This is a genomic window from Gluconobacter sp. Dm-44 (assembly GCF_018256175.1).
In the GTDB taxonomy this organism is placed as follows: Bacteria; Pseudomonadota; Alphaproteobacteria; order Acetobacterales; family Acetobacteraceae; genus Gluconobacter; species Gluconobacter cadivus.
Genome location: NZ_JAERLZ010000002.1, coordinates 249,217 through 272,075, shown reverse-complemented (window position 1 = coordinate 272,075; position 22,859 = coordinate 249,217). Strand labels below are relative to the sequence as shown.

The window sequence follows — 22,859 nt, the reverse complement described above, 5'->3', positions numbered from 1 at the left end:
AGCCAGCAATTCAAAAGTTTTTGGTGAAGCTTTTTTTAAAAAGCTTCAGAGACCTCCGCCTTTTTGAAAAAAGGCGGAACCCAAAAACTTTTCTCTGTATCTTCTTACCGCAATGGGAAGCCGAGTTTGTGCAGGACAGAGCGCATGACATGCCGCCCGCTCAGGCCCTTGAAGCTATCGACACGACTGGCGACCGTTTCCGACCAGGCACGCGACGACAGGCCCTGTTCCTTCTGGTAGTCGTCCGCGATCCGGTCATAGGCCGCGATGCCTGCAGCTTCGTTTTCGATGCTATAATGCTCACGGTGCAGGACCACATCCTGACCCAGACGCGGTTTGTGGCCGTTCTGGGCTACGGGGTCGGGCTGGCCGACGCACAGACCCACAACCGCAACAGACCGCGGCGGCAGGGACAGGAGGCGTGCCACTTCTTCGGGATGGTTGCGCAGGCCGCCGATATAGACCGTGCCCAGCCCGAGGGACTCGAAGGCGGTGACGGCGTTCTGGGCCGCAATGCCGGTATCAAGCGTCGCCATGAGGAAGATTTCTTCATAGTCGAGCGCCTCGTGTCCCGTCCCTGCCCGCTCCGCGATCCGCTCCAGCCGGGACAGATCCACGATCCATGCGAGGAACAGAGGCGCGACTTCGATATGCTTCTGGCCACCGCACAGTTCAGCCAACTTTGCCCGCGTTTCCGGGTTTTCGACGGCAACGACGGACCAGACTTGAAGATTACTGGAGGTCGCAGTCGAGGACGCCGCCGCAATTCCGGCTTCCAGCGTCCCTTCGGGCAGGGCATCCGGCAGATAGGCCCGGACCGAATGGTGCGACAGCAGCAGGTCGAGCACCGCATTGTCCGGCAGGGTTTCCGGCGCCGTCGTGCGGTACCGTGTCTGCCACAGTGCGGAAATCCGTTCGGAAGAGGTGCCCGACATATCGTGTCCCTTATTCGTCGCCTTACTCGTCGTACGTCATCAGAGCGTTCAGCGGAACGTCCAGTTTGTCACGGCCTTTCAGATCCGCAAGCTCGATCAGCACGGATGCACCCACGACTTCCGCGCCCACCTTGCGCAGCAGGTCGATGGACGCGGCCAGCGTGCCACCCGTCGCCAGCAGATCGTCCAGCACCACAACGCGCTGACCCGGCTTGATAGCGTCTGCCTGAATGTGCAGCTCATCCTCGCCATATTCGAGGCCGTATTTCAGGGAAATGGTCTTGCCCGGCAGCTTGCCCGGCTTACGCAGCATCGTGAAGCCACAGCCCAGACGCAGCGCGAGCGGAGCGGCGGTCAAGAAGCCGCGGCTCTCGATTCCGGCCAGCATATCGGGCTGCCAGGCGGCGATCGCACGAGCCAGACGCGCGGTGGCGACCTGCCAGGCGTCGGGCGAGCGGATCAGCGTCGAGATGTCATAGAACAGGATGCCCGGCTTCGGAAAATCCGGAATTTCGCGGATGTAACTCTTGAGATCGAGCGGCTGGGGGTCCTGAAACGACATGGTGGCACGGCTTTCATCTGGTCATGGCAAACAGCGCGGCATGTAGGGGAGTCTCCCCTCCAACTCAAGTCCCGGGCTCAAGCCCGGATCACGGCTGTCGCCTGTTCGATGGCGGCCAGAAGCCCGGCCCTGCGGAATGGTTTGGGCAGAACAGCCATACCATGCGGAGCGGTATCGCGGTCTTCATAATCGCCGGACATGAGCACGACGGCCATCTGCGGATGACGCTCGCGCAGCAGATGCGCGATCTCCAGCCCGTTATGCGATCCCGGCAGGTTGAGATCCGTCACCAGAAGATCAGGGGCGTCCTTTCCCTCCAGCGCGGCCTCCCCGTCCAGCACATGCCGGACACTCCAGCCCTCCCGCTGGAGAACCGTCTCGACCACCAGCGCAATGGCGGCATCATCTTCGACAAGCAGAGCTTTCATGACGGATGTTTCCTCAAGAATGGCGCGGAGGTTCCGCAATGACCGGCAGGCGGGGCCGCAGCAGGGCGAAGCCCATCGCGGCAACGAAAGCAAACGCCATGAAAAGCGCCATCGGAACGGCCGTCCCGGACGGCATCAGCCCGAACAGTGCGCTCGCCACAGCGCCAAAAAGATACTGCATCGTGCCCGCCAATGCCGAGGCCGAACCGGCGCGATCGGACTGTTCGGACAGCGCACCCACCATAGAATTGGGCCCGATAACGCCCGTGGGGGCCATGGTGATGAGAAGGGCGATGATGAGCGGCCACAGGAACATCGCCTTGATATGGCCCTGCGCGTCGAGATCGTAGTTCGACACCAGCGCCAGAAGAAGCAGGACCGCACAGCCCGCCAGACTGACACCCAGCGCGGAAAACAGCATCCTGCCCGTACTGACGCGCCCCACAAGCTGCCCGTTGATGGCGGACGCCCCGATCATGCAGATCGCGAACAGCCCGAACAGCATGCCGTAATGGAACGGCGACATCCCGAACACGTCCTCGAACAGCATGGGCGCTGCGGTCAGGTAGGTGAAGGTCACGAAGCCCAGAAAACTCCAGACCAGACCATTCGTGATGAAGCTGCGGGTCCGAAGAATATAGGTGTAGCGTTCGATGATGGAGATGGGTCGCAGATCGCGACGGTCCTGCGGAGCGAGCGTTTCTGGAAAGACCGTCATCAGCAAAAGGGTACAGAGCCCGCCATAGACAGCCGTGGCCCAGAAGATCATGCGCCAGTCCACGAATTTCAGCGCAAAACCGCCCAGCATGGGCGCGAGGATCGGCACGGTGCCCTGAATGACGATCAGGCGGGACATCATTTTTGACGACTCATCCCCTTCCGTCAGATCGCGGATACACGCATTCGGCACCACGAGCCCGGCGGACGCCATGATGGCGGAAAAGACGCGGCAGATGCACAGAAACGTCATGCTCGGTGCCATCGCGCAGCCGACTTCGCCCAGCGTATAGCCCAGCATCCCGATCAGCAGCGGCCAGCGACGGCCGAAGCGGTCCGAGATCGGGCCGATACTGATCTGCCCGATGGCCAGCCCGATCACCCAGGCCGCCATCGTCGCACTGCCCGCACCAGGTGAGGTGTGAAGCTGGCGCTCCATTTCGGGGAGAGCCGGAAGATAGACATCCGTCGAAACCGGCCCGACAGCCGTAAAAATTCCCAGCAGAACCGGAAGCCATGCGGGCAGGGAATCTCCCCGTCTGAATCTCATGGTCTGGTCTGTCATGCGCGTCTGCCTGTTCACTTCAGGTTGCGGATTGATAGTCTGATGACGTGGTCAGGGGGCGTCCCGTTCCCGTGCATCCTGTCCTCGGCCATGCTGACGCAGCAGAACAGCGCCCAGCACACCCGACACGACGAACAGGATTCCCGCAAGCCCCAACTGAAGGACATGCCCGATCCGCGTCCCGGAGCCGACCAGAACGAAAATCAGCGTCTGCGGCAATCCGCCCAGAAAGGTCGCGACCGAGAACGGCAGCAGCGGCAGTTCGAACAGCCCCGCCGCCGTCGAAACCAGCAGGGCGGACCCCACCGGCATCAGCCGCAGCGTCAGCACCGCGCGGAAAGGCTTTACGTGAAGCGTGCGGGCCAGAGCGGCATAGTCCGCTTCCAGCCTGTCATGCAGCCGCGCCCGGAACGCCGCTGGCGCCAGAAGCCGCGCCCAACCATACGCCAGAACCGCCCCCAACATATAGGCCAGCGAACACAGAACAAGTCCGCCCCATAATCCAAAGGCGAGGCCCGCCGCCACGCACAGCGCCTGACGCGGCAGGCCGCACGCGCTGTAGGGCACAGCCAATAGCAGGAACCATAGCGGCGCCCCCGGCGTCTCGTGCCAGTGTGGGGCGTTTTCCAGAAGATGATGAATGAACGGCAGCCGCTGGAGTGCTGCCACCAGCACTAGCATCGCGCCGATCGTCAGCGCGGCACGCCACGGCACGATCTGCCGCAAGGTGCGGCGCAGGTCCGGATCGGGGGGGAGAGACATCGGGCTACCCATTCCTGCCCGATACCAGCCGCAGGCCGCCGCGGCTATGGGCCGGACCGTAAACACGTGTTCATGCTGGCGCACCCACCTTTGAAGAATGGGCATCCGAAAAAATCATCCGGCCACATTTTCCTCTTGAAGATATATCGTAAGATACTATATCGTTCGATATATCGAATAGGAGAACATCATGTTCAGACGTAAAATGGATTTTTTCAACACGGACCGTCATGGCCATCATCACCGCGGCAGTTTCTTCGGCAGGGGCCGCCCCGTCGCGGAAGGCGACGACCAGAAAGATGGGCGCAAGAGTGAAGGTCGGGGCGGCGAAAATCGGGGCGGTCATCACCGGGGCACGGGCCGCGGCGAAGGCGGCTTCGGACACCGGCATGGCGGCCGTGGTAGCGGGATGGGCGGCGGCATGGGAGGTGGACGTTTTGGCGGCCGCTTCGGAAGGGGGTTTGGCGGCGATCTCGGCGGCGAAGACTTCACACGCGGTCGCAAACTGACGGCCGATGAGCTTCAGCTCGTTATTCTGGCTTTGCTCGCGGAAGCTCCTGCCCACGGCTATGAGCTGATCCGGCGCCTCGAAGAGCGGTCGGGCGGATTCTACAAGCCCAGCCCCGGCGTGATCTATCCCTCCCTCACCTATCTTGAGGAAACCGGCCTTGCCGCCGTCACACAGGAAGGCAACCGCAAGCTCTACAGCCTGACGGAGGAAGGAAAAGCCCACCACGAGGCCCGCAATGAGGAGGCAGCCCGCATCCTCGACGTTCTGAGCCGCATCGGCGCCCGCATGGCGGATGTCCGCGAGGCTTTCACCGGCGTCAACGACCTTGATCCCACACTGGGTCAGGCTTTTCACGACGCACGCTTTGCCCTGAAATCCGCTCTGAAATCCCGCCGCGGCGCAGGTGCGGACGAACTGCGGCGGATCGTGGCGATCCTCAACCGTGCGGCAGCGGAGATCGCAAACCCTGCTTCCGATCAAAAGACATCGGACGAATAAGGCAGGACGCGCCTCTCCCAACGCCTGCACCGATGCCGTAAAGGATGGTCCATGATCGTTCAGGACCATCCCAATTTCTGCAACATGCCCGAGGACATGCGTTACTACCGACCGGAGCATTTCGGGGCGGGATTCATCGAAAAATCGATGGTCTTCCTCCTGCCGGAACGGCTGAGGAAATTCCGGCGCAATCTGTGGCATGTCCGGCGCAATCCCGGCGACGATGCGGTCTATATGCCGTTGTTCCGCGTCACTTGCGTCCTGCCGTCGGAACCTGCTCCCGTTGGGCTTCAGGGACCGTTCGACGTCTATCCCTTCTATACCCGCACCACGAAAACCCGCAGCCGCGAGCTGGATTATTACGTCCTGTTCGTCTTTCGGGACCGCATGTCGTGGATGCGCTGCAAGGCGCTGCTCGAAAAGCCCTGACCCTCACGCAGCTTTGCCTTTGCGGAGTGGCTCCGGCAGGTCAATGATGCACCATTCTCAACCACCACAAGGCTCTCCGCCATGCCCAAGACCCTTTACGCCACGCTCAAGGCCCTTCCCGGACAGCGCGAAACCCTGCGCGGCCTGCTGACGGCGCTGGCAAAAGACGTCCGCGCCGAACCCGGCTGCGAGCGTTTCAAGGTCTATACGCTCGCCTCCGACCCCGACCTGTTCCATGTGGAAGAAACCTACCGGGACGACGCGGCCTTTGCCGCCCATATGGCCACCGAACACGGTAAGGTGTTCAACCAGACGATCACGCCGCTGGTCGAAGGCGGCGGATCGGAAGTTGTGTTTCTGGACGCGGTGATCTGACCGCTATTTCAGATACAGATAGAACGGGATGAACCCGAAAATCGCCCAGGCGATCATGAAAATGAACGGGGCCTGATGGGCGAACAGGGCCCCGCGCTGGGCGCGGCGCATCATGTCACGGGTCTCGTCCTCGTTCGGAGCCAACGTAAAATCGGTCAGCCCCGGGCTGCGGGTGTGCAGATGTCGCTGCTTGCCCTCCCATTTTCCGATCGCGGCATAAGCCGCGCGGATGCCCGGCAGCGCCATCAGCGCCAGCACGAATCCCAGTAGCGAAAACAGGGGCGGCAGCAGAAGCACCATGCTGTCGCCCCATCGTTTTGTGGAGCCGGTCATGGCCGTCGCATAGGCGATAACAAGAAACGCCTGCGACCCCAAAAGGGCCTGAAGCCGACCGTTCACGACTTCGGTCTCAAACCGGATTTCCGAGCGGTAAAAAGCCAGAAGCTCGTTATCGGTCGGATGTCCCTGCGCGACGATCTGGCTGGTATCGGGGGACGGGGATGCGGTGTCGTCCATCGGGACCTTCGTAATATTCTCGGTCCCAGACAGCGCCCCAGAGATGTCTCAAGTTCCGCAATTTCCGGACAGGTCGCCTCAGATCAGGCCTTTTGCCCGGATCAGAGCAAACGCGGCCAGCGAGACCATGCATTTCAGTTCGCCTTCACGGATCATGGTCTCGAATGCCTCCAGCGTCATGTCATGGCTGGTGATGTCTTCTTCCGTGGCTTCAAGGTCCACTTCGCCGCGTGTCAGATTGCGGGCCAGAAAAACATGCCCCTTCTGGTTCGAGTACCCGGCGCCCTGATACATCGTACCGACATGGATCATCTCGCCAGCGCGCAGTCCGGTTTCCTCGCGCAGCTCGCCTAGGGCGAGTTCAACCGGATCGACGTTCTCTTTCGTCTCCCACATGCCCATCGGCAGCTCCAAAAGCCGCTCGCCCACCGGGTAGCGGAACTGCTGGATCAGCGTGACCTTCCCATCGGCATGCAGCGGAAGGATCACAACGAACTCGCCCCGCTCCACGATGCCATAAAGGCCCTGCTTTCCGTTGGGATGGACGATGATATCCTCACGCAACGCGGTCCAGGGATTGCTGTAGGCCAGCCGGGTCGAAAGCGTCTGGAAACCGGCGTCCCTGCGGGCGTCTTCGATGGTCTTATCGGTGCTCATGGACGGCTCCTGATCTTGTTTCGTTCTTTCGAATCGGCGACACTCACATCATGGAGCAACGCCGGATCGTGCATATCGACATGGACGCATTTTACGCGTCTGTCGAACAGCGGGACGACCCCTCCCTGCGCGGCCGTCCGCTCGCGGTTGGGCGGGGCGAAGCGCGGGGCGTGGTCGCAGCCGCAAGCTATGAGGCAAGGCGCTTCGGCGTCCGCTCGGCCATGCCGTCAGTTACGGCCAAACGCCTCTGCCCGGAACTGGTGTTTGTCCCCGGACGCTTTGATGTCTATCGGGCTGTTTCGGCCCAGATTCATGACATTTTCTCCCGCTACACACCGCTGATCCAGCCGCTGTCGCTCGATGAAGCCTATCTGGACCTGACGGACCATCTGGGCGCTTATGGCTCGGCCACATTGGTCGCGGACCGCATCCGCGCGGACATCCACGCCGAAACCGGCCTGACCGCCTCGGCTGGCGTGTCCTATAACCGGTTTCTGGCCAAGCTGGCCTCGGATTACCGCAAGCCCGACGGGCTGTTCGTCATCACGCCCGCCATGGGGCCGGAGTTCGTCGCAGCGCTGCCCGTGGATGCGTTTCACGGCATCGGTCCGGCCACCGCCCGGAAAATGCGCGCCCTCGGGATCGAGACAGGCGCGGACCTGCGGACACACGACATCGAAACCCTGACGCGGCATTTCGGCAAGGCGGCGGCGTTCTATTACGGCATCTCACGCGGCATTGATCATCGTCCCGTCGTTGTGAACCGGGAGCGCAAATCCCTCGGAACCGAGCAGACCTATCTTCAGGATCTGACCTCCGAAACCGACGCACACATGGCCCTGACGCAGATCGCCGCCAAGCTGTGGGGCAGTCTGCAACGGCGTCAGCTTCAGGCCCGGACCGTAACGCTGAAGGTCAAATACGCCGATTTCCGCCAGATTACCCGCGCCCGCACGCTGCCTGCACCGGTTCCGTCCGAAGAGGTCCTGCTGCAAACGGGCCAGAGCCTCATGATGCCGCTGTTTCCTTTTGTGCCGGGCGTCCGTCTGCTGGGCCTGACCCTTTCGGGCTTTCATGCCCCCGCCCCCACGTCGTCCGACCAGATGGAACTGCTGTTCCGAGACGCGCCCGACCCCTCATAAGCGCCCTCCACGCGGAATTTATGACCCAAAGACAGGGCCGCCCTCGTGACGGCACCCGTCATCTGGCCTATGCCATGGGGGATCTTTTCACAGATAAGCCTCAGGAGAGCAGAGCCATGACCGCGCAGGAAACGTCGGCGGCCTCACCGACGAAACGTGTTCTTGCCGTCGTTCTGTTCAATCTGCTGGTCTATATCGTGATCGGCCTGCCCAATGCCGTTCTGGCGATTTTCGTCCATCAGGGGCTGGGCTACAGCACCACCGTCGCAGGCATCACGTTCTCGCTCCAGTATTTCGCAACCTTCGCCGCACGCCCCTCCGCCGGACGACTGGTGGACCGGATCGGCCCCAAACCCGTCGTTATTGGCGGACTTGTGACCTGTGTGCTGTCGGGCCTGCTGATCGCAGGGTCCGGACTTTTGGCCGCAACACCGCTGCTGTCTCTGGGAGTGCTGCTGGCCAGCCGCCTGCTGCTAGGGTGGGCGGAAAGCTGGGCCGCGACCGGGGTGATCGTCTGGAACATCCGTCGCGCCGGGGCGGAAAACACCGCCATCGCCATTTCATGGAACGGCATCTGCTCCTATGGCGGAATCGCGCTGGGCGCACCGGTCGGCGCGAAACTCTCTCTGCTGGCCGCGCCTTATGGCGGGCTGGTCTCGGTCGGTATTCTCTCAGCCGCCCTCCCCCTGTTCGGCCTTGCGATCATCGGATTTTATCCCGCCGTCGAACCCCTTCCCGCGACCAGCAAGCCCATCGCTTTTTCGCGCGCCCTCAGACTCGTTCTGCCGCATGGATCGGCGCTGGCAGCAGGGTCCATCGGATTTGGCGCCATCTCGTCGTTTCTGGCCCTTTATTACTCCGTCCTGCACTGGGAAGGCGCGGCAACCGCACTGGCGGTTTTCGGGTTCATTTTCGTCGTCATCCGGTTTTTCTTCGCCTCACAGATTGCGATCCGTGGCGGCGTGTTCGTAGCGATCGTCTCGCTGCTGGTGGAAGCGCTGGGACTCGCCACGCTCGGCCTGTTCCAGACGCCGTTCGCAGCCCTCGTCGGGGCCGCGCTGACGGGAGCAGGCTTCTCCCTGCTCTTCCCCGCACTCGGCGTTCTGGCCGTCAACAGCGCGGGTCCGGAGAACCGTGGGGCGGCTCTGGGCGCCTATTCCATCTTCATTGATCTTGCCATCGCGTTCTCGGGGCTGTTTCTTGGACAGGTCATCGAGTTCGCGGGCTACAGAACGATGTTCGCCACCACCGCAGTCTGCTGTCTAGGCGGTGTGCTGATCAGCCGTTCGCTGGGCCGCCGGATTTCCTGACAGATCCTTGCTTCAACTGACACGGACCCGACATGATCATTCGTTCCTGCGCCGTTTTCTGTGGTTCCCGCTTCGGCAACTCCCCCGCTTACGCTGAAGGGGCAACAGAGATCGGAACGGCTCTGGCGCAACACGGAATCACGCTGGTCTATGGCGGCGGGCATGTCGGACTGATGGGCACGGTTGCGGATGCAGCGCTCAAAGCGGGCGGCAGGGTCATCGGCGTCATCCCCGAATTCCTCCATGCCCGCGAAGTCATGCACAAAGGCGTCACGCAGCTTGAAGTCACGCCAGACATGCACACCCGCAAGGCCCGCATGTTCGAACTCTCCGACGCCTACGCCATCATTCCCGGCGGCCTCGGCACGTTCGACGAACTCATGGAAATCATGACCTGGAAGCAGCTCGGCCTGCATCAGGAGCCGATCTATATCGTCAATATCGGCGGCTGGGCCACATCACTGGTCGACACGCTGAATGCTGCCGTCGATCAGGGGTTTGCAGACCCGTCCGCCCGCCGTCTGTTCAAGGTTGTGCAGGACGTGCCGGAACTGATGGAACACCTCTCCGTCAACGTCCCGGCCTAAGTTTTGGAGCGGGGCGCGTCCCCGCTCACCCCTCCAGCGTCGCCACCAGCAGAGCGACGATGTCTTCCAGCCGCACACGGTCCGCGTCTGAAAACCGGTCCTTCACCGGGCTGTCGATGTCCAGCACGCCCACAAGCTTGCCCCCCGCCACAACCGGCAGCACGATTTCCGATTCCGACGCCGCATCACAGGCAATATGGCCCGGAAACGCATGGACGTCCGGAACCACGAGCGTCTCGCGGTTCTGCGCGACCGTCCCGCACACGCCCCGGCCCAGAGGAATCCGCGTGCAGGCCATCCGCCCCTGAAACGGCCCCAGCACAAGCTGCTGTTCAGCCTCTTTCCAGAGATAGAAGCCTGACCAGTTGATCTGCGGCAGAGCCTCAAACAGCAGGGCCGCGATATTGGCCATGTTGGCGATCATGTCCGTCTCGGTCGACACGACGGACCGCACCATCGGAACAAGCTCGTCAACGCTCAGGCGATGGATGGGAGCACTCATGAAAAGACAGTCCTGCAAAAATAGAAGATTAGGACCACCGATCATAGGTCAGATCGGAAAAAACGCGAAAGGACGCCATTTTTAATAGAAAAGCGTTCGTTTCCCGTAATGCTCCCGGGTCTGCGAGAATTATTAGAAATTATTCACAAAATAAAAAACAGTTTCTTCAAATGAAGAGACTTCTAAAAGAAGCCGGTCCTTTCGTCTGAAAGATCCTTTCCATGATCCTGACATCCCAGACCCTTCCGACTCTGCCGGACTCCATCCTGACCTCGCCCTATGATCGGGCAGAGGTCACACCCGGCATTGTTCATCTCAGTGTCGGCAACTTCCACCGTGCCCATCAGGCCGTCTATACAGACCGCGCTCTGGCCCTTCCGGGGCAGTCCGACTGGGGCATCGTGGGCATGGGCCTGATGGACCTTCCCGGCGAAGTGGCAAAGGCCGAGGCCCTGCACGCACAGGACGGCCTCTACACCCTGCGCGCCTGCCCGCCGAACCGTCCCGATACGGTCCGCGTCGTCAAGTCGCTGGTCGAATACATCCATGCCCCCGCCGACCGCGAGGCCGCTCTGAAGCGCCTGACGGACCCCGCCATCCGCATCGTCAGCCTGACCATCACCGAAGGTGGCTACTACATGGACGAAGCGGGCCGGTTCATGACCGAACACCCCACCATCGCCGAAGACCTGCACCGCCCGGTCCCACAGACCGCCTTCGGCATGATGACCGAAGCCCTGCGCCAGCGCCGGGACGCCGGGATCGCACCCTTCACCATCCTGTCCTGCGACAATGTGCCTGCGAATGGTGATGTCGCCCGCAATGCCGTGCTGTCCTTCGCCCGTCTGCGGGACGCGGAACTGGCGGCGTGGATCGAAGCTGAAGTGGCCTTCCCGTCCTGCATGGTCGATCGCATCACCCCGGCCGTTCATCCTGCCGACGTGGCGCGACTCAATGCCCAGAGCGGCATCGAAGACCGCGTTCCGGTTTTCTGCGAAGACTTCATCCAGTGGGTCGTGGAAGACAATTTCCCCGCCGGACGCCCGGCCTGGGAGCAGGTCGGCGTCCTGTTCACGGACGATGTCGAGCCTTACGAACAGGTCAAGCTGCGGATGCTGAACGCGTCCCATTCCATGCTGGCGCTGCCCGGCGTGCTGATGGGATACCGGCTGGTCGATGAAGCCATGGGCGACGAACATCTCGCTGCCCTGCTGGAGCAGTTCCTGCGCCACGACGTCGCACCACAACTGACGGCGCCTCCGGGGATCAGCCTGTCGGACTATGCCGCCCTGCTTCTGGAGCGGTTCCGCAACCATGCCGTCAGCGACCAGCTTCTTCGCATTACGTCGGACAGCACATCCAAGCTGCCGGTCTTCCTGCGCGCCACGGCGGAAGACGTTCTAAAAAACGCGCAGGACCCGCGCCGGATCGCCTTTGGCCTCGCCTGCTACTGTGCCTATCTGGTGGGCCGCGATGACGTACAGGCCAGTTTCCCCGTCACCGAACCCCGCCTGAGCGCCGACGACCGTGCTCTGGCGCTGGACCCGAACCCGGCCAAGGCGCTGGAAATGAGCGTGTTCGCCGGATGGGGCCTTGAAGACTCCGCCGAGTTCCTCACGCGCTTCATCCAGACCCGCGAAGACCTGAAAACACGCGGCACCGCAGCCGTCCTGAAGGATCTGGTCGCAAACGGATAAAAGTTTTTGGTGAAGCTTTTTTCAAAAGGCTTCAAAGACCTCCGCCTTTTTGAAAAAAGGCGGAACCCAAAAACTTTCAGATCTGTCAGTCCGAGACGCGGGCGATATCGGCACCGCAGGCGGCAAGCTTGCGGTCCACGCCTTCATAGCCCCGGTCCAGATGATAGATGCGGCTGAGCTGCGTCTCGCCTTCCGCCGCCAGACCCGCGAGGATCAGCGAGAAGGACGCCCGCAGATCGGTCGCCATGACCGGCGCACCCGATAGCTTCGACACGCCACGGATAATGGCGGAGCGGCCATGCACATTCACGCGCGCGCCCATCCGGTTGAGTTCCGGGACATGCATGAAACGGTTCTCGAAGATCGTCTCGGTGATCATGGACGCCCCTTCCGCCACGGACAGCATCGCCATGAACTGCGCCTGCATATCCGTCGGAAAACCGGGATACGGCTCGGTCATGATGTCCACGCCCTGCAGTGTGCCGCTACGACGGACCCGCAAGCCGCGCGCCTCTTCCACAACCTCGACGCCTGTTTCCTCAAGCGTGCGGATTACGGCCCCCAGATCATCGGCCCGTCCGCCCACGAGCAGCAGATCACCGCCCGTAATGCCAGCCGCGCAGGCATAGGTGCCGCACTCGATGCGGTCCGGCATGACGGCGTAATGCGCGCCGTGCAGCTTTTCCACACCGTCAATAACCAGCGTGCCCGAGCCTTCGCCCGTGATCTGCGCGCCCATGGCGTTGAGGCAATGCACCAGATCGCTGATTTCCGGCTCACGCGCGGCGTTGACGATATGGGTGCGCCCCTTCGCCAGCGTTGCGGCCATCAGCAGGTTCTCGGTCGCGCCTACGCTGGCGAACGGCAGGATGATCCTGTCACCCTTCAGCCCGTCCGGCGCGGTCGCATTGATATAGCCGTTCTCCAGCCGGATCACGGCGCCGAGCGTCTCAAGCCCCTTGAGATGCATGTCGACCGGGCGCGTGCCGATGGCGCAGCCACCGGGCAGCGAGACCTTCGCCTCGCGCGCCCGCGCCAGAAGCGGCCCCAGCACCAGAATGGAGGCGCGCATCTTGGAGACGATGTCATAAGGCGCCTCGACGGAGCCGATCTCGCCGCCGATGGACAGCGTGCGCGGCCCGACATCTTCAACCGCAATACCCAGCCCCAGCAGCAGGTCGCGCATTGTCTGGATATCCGCAATGCCCGGCACATTGGACAGCACCAGCCGCTCGGACGTCAGAAGTCCCGCGACCATGAGCTTGAGACCGGAGTTCTTCGCCCCGCCGATCTCGATTTCGCCTGTCAGGCGGCGGCCACCGCGAATGATGAAACGGTCCATGGTGCGATCCTTGAGAAACGGGCCTTGAGAAGCGGAGGGTTAGAGGCGGGGCGTGGTGACGCCGGATTGGCGCATGTATTTTCCGGCACGGTCGGCATAGCTGACCTCACAGGGACTGGCGCCCTGAAAGAACAGGAACTGGCAGATGCCCTCGTTCGCATAAATCCGCGCGGGCAGAGGCGTGGTATTGCTGATCTCGATCGTGACCTGCCCCTCCCATTCCGGCTCCAGCGGCGTGACGTTCACGATAATGCCGCAACGTGCATAGGTGGACTTGCCAAGGCACACCACCAACGTGTCACGCGGGATGCGGAAATACTCGACCGTATGCGCCAGCGCGAAGCTGTTGGGCGGGATGGTGATGTCACCCGTGCGGGTCACGAAACTGTTGGAGGCGAAATTCTTCGGATCGACGATAGCGCTGTCCACATCCGTGAAGATCTTGAATTCTTCCGCCACACGCGCGTCATAGCCATAGGATGACAGGCCGAAAGAAATGACGCCTTCGCGTTTCTGGGCCTCCACGAACGGCTCGATCATGCCTTTTTCCCGGGCCATCTGGCGAATCCATGTGTCGGGCATGATGGGCATGAAGGCACTCCTGGGCGGGGGCGACAGAAATCGCCGTGCGTCTAACCCACCTGCTCTAGCGAGCGACGCCCGATCACGCAATGTGTCAGATCAGTCATTTTTCGTGAGCGCCTGTGACGAACGGCCCAGCAGGGCTTCCAGCCACTGCGGGCGCAGCTCGCTGGTCAGCACACCGCCCACGATCAGCACAGCCCCCAGCAGCGTCGCAGGAGGCAGATGATCGCCTGCCATCCATCCCACAAGCCCGCCCCAGACGGGCTCTCCGGCATAGATCACCGCTGCTTTTGTGGGAGAAACGGATTTCTGCGCCCAGTTCATCACGACCTGCACCAGCGCACTCAACCCACCCAGAGCCAGCGCACAGGCGATCCAGACCCATGAAAAGGCCGGAAGCACTTCCCCTGAAACCGGGACCATCAGCCCGGCAAACAGACTACCCGCGAAAAGCTGCATGACCGTTATGCGCAGACTGTCCACACCGCGCGCATAAAGGCTGATCAGGACAATCTCGATTGCAATGGCAATCGCGGCACACAGCGTCAGCAGATCCCCGCGCCCGAAAGACAGCGACAGCGCCGCCGGGCCAGCCAGACAGACCAATCCTGCGAACGCCAGACCGATCCCGAGCCAGCTCATGAGATGTGGCGCCCGGCGCAGGAACGCCCACTGAAAGATCGGCACCAGCGGCACATACAGCGCCGTAATAAAGGCGGAACGACTGCTGGTAATGTCGTGCAATCCCGCGCTCTGCAACACATAGCCGGTCGCCAGAGTAACGCCGATCAAGGTTCCGGCCCAGATTTCCCGCCGGTTGAAATCCAGCAGTTTCCGCCCGGCCAGAAGGCCGACGAAAACTGCGGCCATCATGAACCGGACAAAAACGAAAAACCGCGGTCCGCAATGCTGCATGGCGGTATGCAGCACGAGGAAGGTCCCACCCCACAACACTGTCACGCCCGTCAGCGCCAGCTCCTCTGGGGACGGCATGGGAAACTTGCGTTTCACGGGCCTCAGCGCTCGTCGGGAGCGGATGAGGGAGCCTCATCCTGCGGCCGGGCGCGCTGCTGCTGTTTGCGGCGCATCAGATTAGCCCGGAGCGCCTTGGCCTCGCGGCTTTCCCGCTCTTCCTTTGCAGCCGCAGCGCGGTCCCGGATGATCTGTTCCGTAGGTTTTGCGTCCTTACCGGTCATGGGTCTGTTCCTCGAATGTCGTCCGCAGACGGGTGCCCAGAAGCTCGTCATACACACCGAGCGTGCGGGACTGCATCAGCGCTGTCGTATAATGGGCGACGGCATGGGCGCGGGCCTTTTCCGCCAGCCAGTCCAGCGCCTCTTCGTCCATTTCCAGAACGCTTTTCAATGCCACGGCGAGGGCCTCCGGATCATCGGGCGGCACGATCAGCCCGGTTTCGCCCGGTAGAATCGTTTCCATCATCGCGCCCTGCGCCGTACCGATCACCGGGCAGCCCATCATCTGCGCTTCCACAAGTGTGCGCCCGAACGGCTCGGGCCGAAGCGAGGGTGCCACGACGACGCCTGCCAGTTCGCAGGCCGCTGGCATGTCGGTGCAGGTTCCGGCAAACCGGACATGATCCTCAAGACCCAGATCCCGCACACGCTGTTGCAGTTTGCGGGAGAACTTGCGGTCATTCTCTGGCCCCGCCAGAACGCAGATCCAGTGTAGGTCCGTCCGTACCCGCAGCAACGCCAGCGCTTCGACCAGAACACCCTGCCCTTTCCACGCCGTCAGGCGCGCAGGCATGAGAATGATTTTTGCGCCCTCGGGCATACGCCACGCTTCGGCCAGTTTCTGCACGCGCTCGCCGGAAATCGTCCCGGGCGCAAACTCCTGCGGGTCCGCCCCGCGCGGAATGACACGAAGACGGCTTTCCGGCACGCCGTATTCGCTCCGCAGACGGCTCGCAATGAACTCCGAAATGGCGATGACGCGCACGCCACGCGCCAGCACTGAATTATAGAGTTTCTTGCCCCACCATGTCGCCTCATGCACGCCATGCCATGTCGTCACGAGCGGGATGTTTTCGCGGCGACAGGCGATCCATGCTGCCCAGGCCGGAATCCGCGAGCGCGCATGGACCAGATCCACGCCTTCACGCCGGATAATCGCCTGAAGATCCCGCGCCCGGCGCAGAACGGCGAAAGGGGATTTTTTCTTCAGATCAAGCGCGATATGCCGCCCGCCCGCATGACGGAGCTGCACCAGAAGACGCCCCGGACGCGAAGCCACAAGCGCGGTCCCGCCGCCTTGGGTGATGGCAGACGCAATCTCGACAGCCCCGCGCTCCAGACCGCCGGTGCCCAGCGCCGGAAGAACCTGAAGGATGACGGGAAAGCGGTCGGTCATGAGGGTTCTGCGGGGCCTGTTCCGGAAGGGTATTTTCAGATGAAAACAGCCTGTAGCCGGGTCTGCCTCCCCTTCCCACCCGAAAAATGAAAAACGATCGCCCTGAACGACAAAAGGGGCGGCCTCCGTGCCATTTCCGGCACGAACCCCCCCCCTTCCGCCTGTATCGGGAGCCACAGCTCCCGGTTTTATCAGCCCTTGTGATCGGGCAGGGCGTAAACCACGAGCTGGTCGCTAACCGGCGTCATCATGAAGTGATGTCCACCCGCCATGATGGCGACGTACTGGTGACCATTGGCCTCGTAGGTCATCGGGTTGGCCTGTCCGCCGCCCGGCAGAACCGCGCTCCAGACCACCTTGCCGGTATGTTCGTCGATAGCGCGGATCTGGTTATCCGTAGCCGCACCGATGAACACCAGACCACCAGCCGTCACGACCGAACCACCATTGTTCGGTGTGCCGATTTCCCAAGGCAGACCTGTCGGCAGCCCCCATGGACCATTGGCGCGGGCCGTTCCCAGCGGGTGCTGCCACAGCACCTTCTGACCATGCTTCATGTCGATGGCCGTGATCATGCCGTAGGGCGGACGGTTGCACATCATGCCCGTGTACTGGTTCCAGAACGGGGTCACGACGATGCCGTAAGGCGTGCCGTCCATGGCGCCGTTGCCTTCTGCTCCGCCACCACCCGGCTTGTAGTTCGGGTCGTCGATGGGCATCAGACCAAGCTGGTCCGCCTTTTTGCGGGTCACGAGCTGGTCGTACATCGGGGTGATGTTCCAGTTCGCGATCAGGATGCCGCTCTGCGGATCATAGGACATGGAGCCCCAGTCACTGCCGCCGTTATAGCCCGGATATTCGATCCACGGCTTGTCGACGCTCGGCGGGGTGAACTCGCCCGTATAGTTCGCACGGCGGAACTTGATACGGCAGAAGAGCTGGTCAAGCGGAGACATGCCCCACATGTCCGTCTCTTTCAGATCCGGCACGCGCAGGGCGGGCATGCCCGTGGACCAGGGCTGCGTCGGCGTACGCGGATCGCCCGGAATCACACCCGGAGACGGAGCAGGACGCTCCTCGACCGGCAGGATGGGCTTGCCGTCACGACGATCGAGCACGAAGGTCTGACCGCGCTTGGTCGGCATGATCAGCGCTGGAACGGTCTGGCCATCCGGGCCAGGCATGTCCATCAGCGTCGCCTGCGAACCGATGTCGTAATCCCAGACGTCCTTGTGAGCCGTCTGGAAGACCCAGCGCGGCGCGCCCGTCTTCACGTCGATGGCAACAACTGCGGAAGATACCTTGTTTTCTTCAGGACTACGCAGCGCACTGTAATAGTCCGAAGCCGAGTTTCCGGTCGGGACGTAAACGAGGCCGAGCGCATTGTCGCCGGTCATCGCAGCCCAGGAGTTCGGCGTACCACGGCTGTAATGGTTGTTGCCCGTCGGCTGGCTGTGATCGTTGGGATTGTTCACATCCCAGGCCCACAGGAATTTGCCGCTTTCGGCGTCATAGCCACGGATTACACCCGACGGCGCCCAGCGACGCTGACCGTCAAGGACTTCGTGGTTGACCACGACCACACCATTCACAACCGGCGGCGGCGTCGTCATGGACACGAAGCCGGGAACGGACTCGCCCATGCCCTGCATCAGGTTGACCTGACCGCCATGTCCGAAGCCTTCGCACAGATTGCCGGTCGCGGCATCAACCGCGATCAGGCGCATATCGAGCGTGCCTTCGAGAATACGATTGTGGCAAGGCTGGCCTTCCGGCACCTGCGAGGACGTGAAATACGTCACACCCTTACACGCAGCGGTGTAGGGAATGGCTTCATATTTCTCGTTGATGTTGTGACGCCAGATCTCCTTACCCGTCGCCGGGTCGAGCTTCATGATGTCGTTCTGTGCCGAACACATGTAGAGGCCATCACCCACCTTGATCGGCGTGGTTTCGGCAGCCCATTTGTTCGTCTGCCCCGGACGCGGATAGCTGCCCGTGTGATAGACGAAAGCAACCTTGAGCTGGTCGGCGTTCTGCGGCGTGATTTCCGACAGCGGCGAATAGCGCGTCTGGCTGTCATCACGACCATAGGCGGACCAGTCTCCCTGCGCGGGAGCGGCGCTCTGCTGCGGCACCATCTGCGGAACGTCGTTCGGGTCCATGGACCCGATATCCGGCAGATTGGCAGCATTAACACCCGGAGCCTGCGGGGCGTAGGGAGAAGGACCGGAGAAGCGGCTCGTACTGGCAGGAGTCGTTGCCGTCGGCTCGTCGGCATTGCCGGGGCCGGGAACGGAAGCCGTCGGCGAACCGCCACTTCCGGCAGGAGCAAACTGGGCGTTGGCGGCCAGCGGAACACAGGCCAGCGTGACGCAGGCTGCGGTGGCGAGAAGATGGGATCTGCGCATCAGACGGCTCCCCTCAGGGTGCGGCGGGTTTCCAGTCGGCGAAGAACAGGAATGGTGAGAACGACGAGGATACCCAGCAGCGTGGGGCCAAAATCGCGCGGCAGAAGATCAACCGGGCTGAAACCCACTTCCCACAGCGACCAGACCCATGTGTAAGCCAGCGCGCCCAGATAAAGGAAGGCACCGAGCGTACGGCCCAGAACCATGAACACGCCGCTGGCAACCAGCACGACGCCACAGATCAGATAATAGACGGAGCCGCCCAGCATCGCGAGTTGAGCCCCGCCGATAACAAAGAACAGCCCCACCAGAACGATAACAACCCCGAGCACGAGCGTGAGCCACTCGGTCAGGGTTCTGTTGCCATAAGTATTTGGCATCGGTGAAAGCCTCCTGCACTGATACCCCGGACGGTAATTCCGGACTTTCAGGAAAGCTACGGCTCTTTTGCAATATTCCCCTGTTTTATTCTAACAAAACCGTGTGCGAATACAGTTTCATTATGGTGAATTCAAATAAACGTTATTCCAATTACCCAGCCGGAATCGTGACAACCGCGCCACCCGTATGATTGGTCGCCGCAAGGGCGGCCAGAACCTGCACCATCGTAAAGGCCAGTTTGCTCTGGAAATCCCGGTCACTGATCCAGAACCACGCATTGTGATAACTGACGGCGGCATAGGGGCCGTCCGGCTCGTCCTTGCTCGAATGGATCACAACTTCCGGCCGGTTTTCAATTCCGACCTGCCCGATCGTTGGTGGCGTGCGACCGGCTTTGATATCGCCTTCCGGAACCTCGACCTCATAGGCAAGCTGCGTGAGCATCGCGAGCATCGAACGCGTCAGAATCGCGATCTGGCCCGGATGCTTGGGGTACGGCCCATAGACAATCTCGGCCTCTTCCGCCGTCGGATCGAGATGCAGCAGACGACGCACTTCGGCCTGAATCGCGAGCAGATTGCTTTCCGAAGTGGATGTCAGAACAAGATAGGACCGCTCAGGCCCCGGCCCGCTGCCACTGCCGTTACTGTCGGACTTGCCACCGTTCTTCTTGCTGTCCGTCGGCGTCGCCGGATCGGTCGTGATGCGGATGGTCATGGCCCCCGCAACCTGAAGCTGCCTCAGATCATGCAGCAGCAGATAGAACCGTACGGACCCGCCGCCAAACGGTCCCGCACCGAGGCCCCGCACATTGGACAGGCCATCAATGGACTGCGCCGTCAGACGCAGCAGCGTGTCGATCGGCAGCCCGCCAAGGCTGAGCGGCATAATGACGGTCGGCGAGATCGGCCGGACCACGTTTTCGGCGTATTGCTGCCCGGTGACGGGCTGATAGGTGAAAGTCGGGCTTTCCCCCAGCGACATCGTCCCTGTGCCGAACAGGTAGTTCCCAACCGCCGTTGCCGGATAGGCATAGAAACCGCCGCTGACGCTCTTGGAGACGCTGTAGCCCGCAATCACCTGTGTTGTATCGAGGAAGGTCGGCGGATCGGCATAGCGTAGCCGCACGATATTGAGCAGCATCTCATGCTTCTGGGTATCCCCCAGCGCGCGGGAGTATTCGAGCTGGTCGTTACGCAGCTTTCCCGGGCCCATGGGACCACAGGCAGAGAGCCCGATTGCGGAAAAACAGGTCAGGGCAGCCAGCAGCGTGGCACGAAAATAGGAAGGATTCGGCATGGCTGTGTGAAGACTGTCCCATTGGCAGGCAAAGCGGAAGGCCCGACCTTACTAAAGGGCGATGCGCATATCTGAAACCGCCATCTTTCCTTTCAGGACCCGGCGAGACAAGATTCTCGACGAAATGTGTCGTCGAAGTGCTTGAAACACCTTCCAGCCTTGCCTAGATCAGTAGTCGAAACACAGGCCCGTGAGGGTCTGGGGACGTCAATAGGGTTCGATCCGGTGCCTCACAGGGCCGGGACGGACCGCTGAGAGGACTGATTTTACATGAGCAAAGTCATTGGCATTGACCTTGGTACCACCAACTCCTGCGTCGCCGTACGCGAGGGTGACGAAACCAAGGTGATCGAAAACAGCGAAGGCGCCCGCACCACGCCGTCCATGGTCGCTTTCACCGATAAGGGTGAGCGTCTCGTTGGACAGGCCGCGAAGCGTCAGGCTGTCACCAACCCCGCCAACACCCTGTATGCCGTCAAGCGCCTGATCGGCCGTCGTTACGACGATCCGACCGTCCAGAAGGACAAGGAGATGGTGCCTTACGGCATCGTCCGGGGCGACAATGGCGACGCATGGGTCGAAGCCCGCGGCGAGAAGTATGCTCCGTCGCAGATCGCAGCCTACGTTCTGGGCAAGATGAAGGAAACCGCCGAAAGCTATCTCGGCGAGACCGTCTCCCAGGCCGTCATCACGGTTCCGGCCTACTTCAACGACGCCCAGCGTCAGGCCACCCGTGACGCTGGCAAGATCGCTGGTCTCGAAGTCCTGCGTATCATCAACGAGCCGACCGCAGCAGCCCTCGCCTATGGCCTTGGCAAGCGCGATTCCGGCACGGTGGCTGTGTATGACCTTGGTGGTGGTACGTTCGACGTTTCCATCCTCGAGATCTCCGACGGCGTGATCGAAGTGAAGTCCACGAACGGCGACACGTTCCTGGGCGGTGAAGACTTCGACAACCGCATCATCGGCTTCCTCGCCGACGAGTTCAAGAAAGAGCAGGGCATCGACCTGCGTGGCGACAAACTCGCCCTGCAGCGCCTCAAGGAAGCCGCCGAAAAGGCCAAGATCGAGCTGTCTTCCTCCAAGGAGACCGAGATCAACCTGCCGTTCATCACGGCTGATGCCTCCGGCCCGAAGCACCTCGTCGTCAAGCTGTCCCGCGCCAAGCTGGAAAGCCTCGTCGATGATCTGGTGCAGCGTACGCTCGGCCCGTGCCGTGCAGCCATCAAGGATGCGTCCGTCTCCCCGAGCGAGATCGACGAAGTCATTCTCGTTGGCGGCATGACGCGTATGCCGAAGGTCATCGAGACGGTTAAGGAATTCTTCGGCAAGGAACCGGCCCGCAACGTCAATCCTGACGAAGTGGTCGCCATCGGTGCCGCCGTTCAGGGCGCTGTCCTGAAGGGTGACGTCAAGGACGTTCTGCTTCTCGACGTGACGCCGCTGTCGCTGGGTATCGAGACGCTGGGTGGCGTGTTCACCCGTCTGATCGACCGCAACACGACGATTCCGACCAAGAAGAGCCAGACCTTCTCCACGGCCGAAGACAACCAGAACGCCGTGACCATCAAGGTCTATCAGGGCGAGCGTGAGATGGCAGCAGACAACAAGCTGCTGGGCAACTTCGACCTTCAGGGCATTGCGCCTGCACCGCGTGGCGTGCCGCAGATCGAAGTCACCTTCGACATCGACGCCAACGGCATCGTGAACGTGTCCGCCAAGGACAAGGCCACGAACAAGGAACAGCAGATCAAGATCCAGGCTTCTGGCGGTCTGTCTGACTCCGACATCGACCGCATGGTCAAGGACGCGGAAGCCAACGCAACCGCCGACAAGGCCAAGCGCGAACTGGTCGAGCTGCGCAACAGCACGGAAAGCCTCATCCACCAGACCGAGAAGTCCATCACCGAAGGTGGCGACAAGGTTCCGGCGGCTGACAAGTCCGAAGCGGAAGCCGCTATTGCCGAAGCCCGCGAAGCTCTGGGTGGCGAAAATCTCGACGCCCTGAAGGCTGCCAGCGAGAAGCTGACGCAGGCTGCCATGAAGGTTGGTCAGGCTGTCTATCAGGCCGGTCAGGGTGCTGAAGGCGCTGCGGCTCCGGAAGCTGAAAAGAAGGACGACAACGTCGTCGATGCCGACTTCGAAGACCTCGAAGACGACCACAAGAAGCACTGATCGGGTGACTTTCCCGGATGGAGCGCAATGCTCCGTCCGGCCCTGTTTTCCGAGGGCGCCCGTTCCCGCAAGGGGGTGGGCGCCATTCTTGTTTTTCCGGCCC

General features: G+C 61.8%; 24 protein-coding genes. 8 read left to right on the top strand and 16 right to left on the bottom strand.

The features are described from left to right. Window positions 1-104: 104 nt before the first annotated feature. The 5 genes from JK213_RS04305 to JK213_RS04285 form a co-directional block, all read right to left on the bottom strand. Entirely contained in the window at window positions 105-935 is an 831-nt protein-coding gene (locus tag JK213_RS04305) for an NADPH-dependent oxidoreductase (protein ID WP_194261162.1), read from the bottom strand. 22 nt (window positions 936-957) lie between these two features. Further along, a complete protein-coding gene (locus JK213_RS04300; RefSeq protein ID WP_146861550.1) occupies window positions 958-1,497 on the bottom strand; it encodes an adenine phosphoribosyltransferase in 540 nt (179 codons plus the stop codon). Between the two features lie 77 nt (window positions 1,498-1,574). After that, on the bottom strand, window positions 1,575-1,925 hold the full coding sequence (locus JK213_RS04295; protein WP_194261161.1) for a response regulator: 351 nt from the start codon (window positions 1,923-1,925) through the stop codon (window positions 1,575-1,577). A 13-nt stretch (window positions 1,926-1,938) separates the two neighbouring features. Beyond that, window positions 1,939-3,207 (bottom strand): multidrug effflux MFS transporter, encoded by a 1,269-nt coding sequence (locus JK213_RS04290; RefSeq protein WP_194261160.1) that lies wholly within the window; start codon window positions 3,205-3,207, stop codon window positions 1,939-1,941. Window positions 3,208-3,258: 51 nt separating this feature from the next. After that, on the bottom strand, window positions 3,259-3,969 hold the full coding sequence (locus tag JK213_RS04285; protein ID WP_228125296.1) for a TVP38/TMEM64 family protein: 711 nt from the start codon (window positions 3,967-3,969) through the stop codon (window positions 3,259-3,261). A 190-nt stretch (window positions 3,970-4,159) separates the two neighbouring features. Here JK213_RS04285 and JK213_RS04280 point away from each other — a divergent pair, with 190 nt between their 5' ends. The 3 genes from JK213_RS04280 (at window position 4,160) to JK213_RS04270 (ending at window position 5,782) form a co-directional block, all read left to right on the top strand. Continuing rightward, window positions 4,160-4,978: a PadR family transcriptional regulator gene (locus JK213_RS04280; protein ID WP_228125295.1), complete on the top strand. Its 819-nt coding sequence runs from the start codon at window positions 4,160-4,162 to the stop codon at window positions 4,976-4,978. Window positions 4,979-5,029: 51 nt separating this feature from the next. After that, window positions 5,030-5,407: a hypothetical protein gene (locus JK213_RS04275; RefSeq protein ID WP_194261159.1), complete on the top strand. Its 378-nt coding sequence runs from the start codon at window positions 5,030-5,032 to the stop codon at window positions 5,405-5,407. A gap of 81 nt (window positions 5,408-5,488) precedes the next feature. Continuing rightward, window positions 5,489-5,782 (top strand): putative quinol monooxygenase, encoded by a 294-nt coding sequence (locus JK213_RS04270; RefSeq protein ID WP_194261158.1) that lies wholly within the window; start codon window positions 5,489-5,491, stop codon window positions 5,780-5,782. Window positions 5,783-5,785: 3 nt separating this feature from the next. On the opposite strand, the gene JK213_RS04265 is transcribed toward JK213_RS04270, so the two are convergent. Continuing rightward, window positions 5,786-6,298, bottom strand: a complete 513-nt coding sequence (locus tag JK213_RS04265) for a hypothetical protein (RefSeq protein ID WP_194261157.1) — start codon at window positions 6,296-6,298, stop codon at window positions 5,786-5,788. Window positions 6,299-6,376: 78 nt separating this feature from the next. Next, window positions 6,377-6,955: an NUDIX hydrolase gene (locus tag JK213_RS04260; RefSeq protein WP_194261156.1), complete on the bottom strand. Its 579-nt coding sequence runs from the start codon at window positions 6,953-6,955 to the stop codon at window positions 6,377-6,379. 50 nt (window positions 6,956-7,005) lie between these two features. On the opposite strand from JK213_RS04260, the gene dinB reads away from it, so the two are divergent. The 3 genes from dinB to JK213_RS04245 all read left to right on the top strand — a co-directional run bounded on the left by dinB (window position 7,006) and on the right by JK213_RS04245 (window position 9,994). Then, window positions 7,006-8,097 (top strand): DNA polymerase IV, encoded by a 1,092-nt coding sequence (gene dinB / locus JK213_RS04255; protein ID WP_228125294.1) that lies wholly within the window; start codon window positions 7,006-7,008, stop codon window positions 8,095-8,097. A 116-nt stretch (window positions 8,098-8,213) separates the two neighbouring features. Then, entirely contained in the window at window positions 8,214-9,407 is a 1,194-nt protein-coding gene (locus JK213_RS04250; RefSeq protein ID WP_194261332.1) for an MFS transporter, read from the top strand. Between the two features lie 32 nt (window positions 9,408-9,439). Continuing rightward, a complete protein-coding gene (locus tag JK213_RS04245) occupies window positions 9,440-9,994 on the top strand; it encodes a TIGR00730 family Rossman fold protein (RefSeq protein WP_194261155.1) in 555 nt (184 codons plus the stop codon). A 25-nt stretch (window positions 9,995-10,019) separates the two neighbouring features. Here JK213_RS04245 and JK213_RS04240 read toward each other — a convergent pair whose 3' ends face one another. Further along, window positions 10,020-10,496, bottom strand: coding sequence for a GAF domain-containing protein (locus JK213_RS04240; RefSeq protein ID WP_194261154.1), 477 nt, complete (start codon window positions 10,494-10,496; stop codon window positions 10,020-10,022). A gap of 221 nt (window positions 10,497-10,717) precedes the next feature. Between JK213_RS04240 and JK213_RS04235 the strand changes: the two genes are divergently transcribed. Continuing rightward, a complete protein-coding gene (locus JK213_RS04235) occupies window positions 10,718-12,193 on the top strand; it encodes a mannitol dehydrogenase family protein (protein WP_194261153.1) in 1,476 nt (491 codons plus the stop codon). A gap of 85 nt (window positions 12,194-12,278) precedes the next feature. On the opposite strand, the gene murA is transcribed toward JK213_RS04235, so the two are convergent. The 8 genes from murA to JK213_RS04195 all read right to left on the bottom strand — a co-directional run bounded on the left by murA (window position 12,279) and on the right by JK213_RS04195 (window position 20,581). Beyond that, window positions 12,279-13,535, bottom strand: a complete 1,257-nt coding sequence (gene murA, locus JK213_RS04230) for a UDP-N-acetylglucosamine 1-carboxyvinyltransferase (protein WP_194253960.1) — start codon at window positions 13,533-13,535, stop codon at window positions 12,279-12,281. A 39-nt stretch (window positions 13,536-13,574) separates the two neighbouring features. Next, window positions 13,575-14,126 (bottom strand): dCTP deaminase, encoded by a 552-nt coding sequence (gene dcd, locus JK213_RS04225; protein WP_086649228.1) that lies wholly within the window; start codon window positions 14,124-14,126, stop codon window positions 13,575-13,577. Between the two features lie 90 nt (window positions 14,127-14,216). Beyond that, on the bottom strand, window positions 14,217-15,113 hold the full coding sequence (locus tag JK213_RS04220) for a DMT family transporter (RefSeq protein ID WP_194261152.1): 897 nt from the start codon (window positions 15,111-15,113) through the stop codon (window positions 14,217-14,219). 23 nt (window positions 15,114-15,136) lie between these two features. Next, window positions 15,137-15,316, bottom strand: coding sequence for a hypothetical protein (locus JK213_RS04215; protein WP_194261151.1), 180 nt, complete (start codon window positions 15,314-15,316; stop codon window positions 15,137-15,139). Then, entirely contained in the window at window positions 15,306-16,490 is a 1,185-nt protein-coding gene (locus JK213_RS04210; protein WP_194261150.1) for a glycosyltransferase family 4 protein, read from the bottom strand. The genes JK213_RS04215 and JK213_RS04210 overlap by 11 nt, the downstream gene beginning before the upstream one ends. Window positions 16,491-16,681: 191 nt before the next feature. Further along, window positions 16,682-18,901: a pyrroloquinoline quinone-dependent dehydrogenase gene (locus JK213_RS04205; protein ID WP_194261149.1), complete on the bottom strand. Its 2,220-nt coding sequence runs from the start codon at window positions 18,899-18,901 to the stop codon at window positions 16,682-16,684. Then, window positions 18,901-19,281, bottom strand: a complete 381-nt coding sequence (locus tag JK213_RS04200) for a glycerol dehydrogenase (RefSeq protein WP_194261148.1) — start codon at window positions 19,279-19,281, stop codon at window positions 18,901-18,903. Before JK213_RS04200 ends, JK213_RS04205 begins: the two co-directional genes overlap by 1 nt. A 151-nt stretch (window positions 19,282-19,432) precedes the next feature. Then, the gene (locus tag JK213_RS04195; protein ID WP_194261147.1) at window positions 19,433-20,581 is read right to left on the bottom strand and encodes a hypothetical protein; all 1,149 of its coding nucleotides are present in this window, start codon (window positions 20,579-20,581) and stop codon (window positions 19,433-19,435) included. 270 nt (window positions 20,582-20,851) lie between these two features. Here JK213_RS04195 and dnaK point away from each other — a divergent pair, with 270 nt between their 5' ends. After that, window positions 20,852-22,756: a molecular chaperone DnaK gene (dnaK, locus tag JK213_RS04190; RefSeq protein WP_194261146.1), complete on the top strand. Its 1,905-nt coding sequence runs from the start codon at window positions 20,852-20,854 to the stop codon at window positions 22,754-22,756. Window positions 22,757-22,859 lie beyond the last annotated feature (103 nt).